Raw genomic sequence first — 2,126 nt, 5'->3', positions numbered from 1 at the left:
TCTTTGAACAGGCGATGGTCATCGGTGAGGCAAAACCCTTTCTCACCGCGCTCATCGTACTCAATAAGGAGGCCTGCGAAGCGGAGTCGATCGATCCAACCGATACCAGCGAACAGCAACTCGAACTGTTGACGGCGCGTGTAGCCAGTCATCTGGGCAGTTTCCCAGGCTACGCCAGAATTCGTTGTATCGCACTCGTCCAGGAGCCTTGGACCCCTGAGAACGGGCTGATTACACCAACACTGAAACTGCGCCGCGAGCGCATTCTCAAGCAGCATTCCGCCGAGGTTGAGGCGCTCTATGCGGGGCATTGAGAAATCTACAGAGCGCCATTTCCCTGGGAGGCTGTCGGGTTCAAACGGATAAACCCGACAGCCGCCTAGTGTAGGTCGTCTTAAATAATGAAACATATGATTTACCCTGTTTTACAGGGTTTCAGCCATGAAACAGCCGGAATCACTGTGTTTATAAGTTACATACTGTTAGGCGAGGTACACTAGTCAGTTCCAGCCTGACGCAACGCACGTAATTTCTTGAACAGCTCCCTTTGCGCATCGGACGGTACGTCCAGAACCTTATAATAGTCGCGTTCTCGCTTACTCATAACCACAAGCTCCAGGAGCTGAATCCAAGGCCATTCAGACTTTAAACACGATGGCGCCATCCTCCACGGTGACATCGACTCGACTGCCTCCCGGACATTCGCCCTTTATGATCTTCATGGCCAGCGGATTCTCCACCTGCCGCTCTATCTCTCGCCGTAAAGGGCGCGCGCCGTAGACTGGATCAGATCCCTCTTTTGCCAGCTTGTCGGTGACTGCCTCGTCGACCCTCAAGGTAATATTTTTCTGCTGCATCCGCTCGACGAGTTCATTAACGAACATGTCGGCGATCCGGCGTAAATGTTCCTGTTCCAGATAGTGAAAGACAATGACATCATCGAGCCGGTTGAGGAACTCTGGCTTGAAGAATTTTTTCACCTCATGCAGAACAAGCTCCCGCGCCTCTTTGTATGAGGGGGTGGCTGAGCGCATAAAGCCAATCGGTCGCTTGTCCGGTGAGAGTGATTCGGTACCGAGGTTTGAAGTACCGATCAGAATAGTATTGCGGAAGGAAACAGTACGGCCCTGGGCATCGGTCAGGTGACCATCTTCAAGGATCTGCAATAGCATATTGAACACATCCGGATGCGCCTTCTCCACCTCATCCAATAACACCACCGTATAGGGGTTGCGGCGCACCTTCTCCGTCAACTGCCCCCCCTCCCCGTAGCCGATATAGCCCGGTGGCGCCCCGATCATCTTGGAGACCTCGTGCCGTTCCATGTATTCGGACATATCGAGACGGATGATGCGTGACTCATCATCCAGCAGAAAGGCCGCAAGCGCGCGGGCCAGTTCTGTCTTGCCGACACCCGTGGGGCCGAGAAAGAGAAAGGAGCCGATGGGACGACGTGTCGAGGTAATGCCTGCCCGGTTGCGACGAATGGCATCGGCTACCGCGATCACCGCATCATCCTGCCCAATGATCCGTTTGTGCAGATTCTCCTCCATGCGCGAAAGCTTTTTCGCCTCCGATTCCACCATGCGGGCGACAGGGATGCCGGTCCACCTGGCAACCACTTCGGCGATATCCTCGGCTGTCACTAACGCTTCCTCGTCGACACGTTCAGCCTCCCAGGCACCACGCGCCTCCTGCAATCGCTGCTCTAACTGGAGAAGTTCCATCTGCAGACGGGCGGTCTCTTCAAAGGCCTGTGCGTTAAAGCTTTTCGTCTTCTCCTGCAGCAGCCGCTGACGTTCACGCTCCAGCTCTTTTACATTGCGCGGGATGGCAATCAGGCGCAGATGTTTTCTCGATCCGGCCTCATCGATCAGATCCACAGCCTTGTCCGGCAGGCGACGGTCGGTGAGATAGCGCTCTGAGAGATGGGCTGCCGCCTCGATCGCCTCCCGTTCGTAATGTATCTGGTGGTGCGCCTCGTAGCGGGGGCTGATCCCCTGCAGGATACGGATCGTCTCCTCGATACTGGGTTCCCTGACGATGATCGGGTGGAAGCGCCGCTCCAGGGCCTTGTCAGCCTCGACGAAGCGGTGATATTCATCCAGGGTGTCCGCACCAATCAC

1 protein-coding gene and 1 pseudogene are annotated in these 2,126 nt (G+C 55.6%); one reads left to right on the top strand and one right to left on the bottom strand.

Going from position 1 to position 2,126, the window contains the following annotated elements; all coding sequences use genetic code 11:
- Positions 1-314: pseudogene (locus tag G9Q73_RS04410) on the top strand (long-chain fatty acid--CoA ligase); the annotation flags it as partial.
- A gap of 324 nt (positions 315-638) precedes the next feature.
- Here G9Q73_RS04410 and G9Q73_RS04405 read toward each other — a convergent pair.
- Positions 639-2,126 (bottom strand): AAA family ATPase (locus G9Q73_RS04405; protein ID WP_177418722.1); only part of this gene is annotated, 1,488 nt, incomplete at its 5' end.

Origin of the sequence: endosymbiont of Lamellibrachia barhami (genome assembly GCF_011947365.2) — a bacterium.
Taxonomy (GTDB): domain Bacteria; phylum Pseudomonadota; class Gammaproteobacteria; order Chromatiales; family Chromatiaceae; genus QGON01.
Note: the sequence above shows the minus strand (reverse complement) of the source record. Positions and strands in the feature narration are given on the sequence as shown.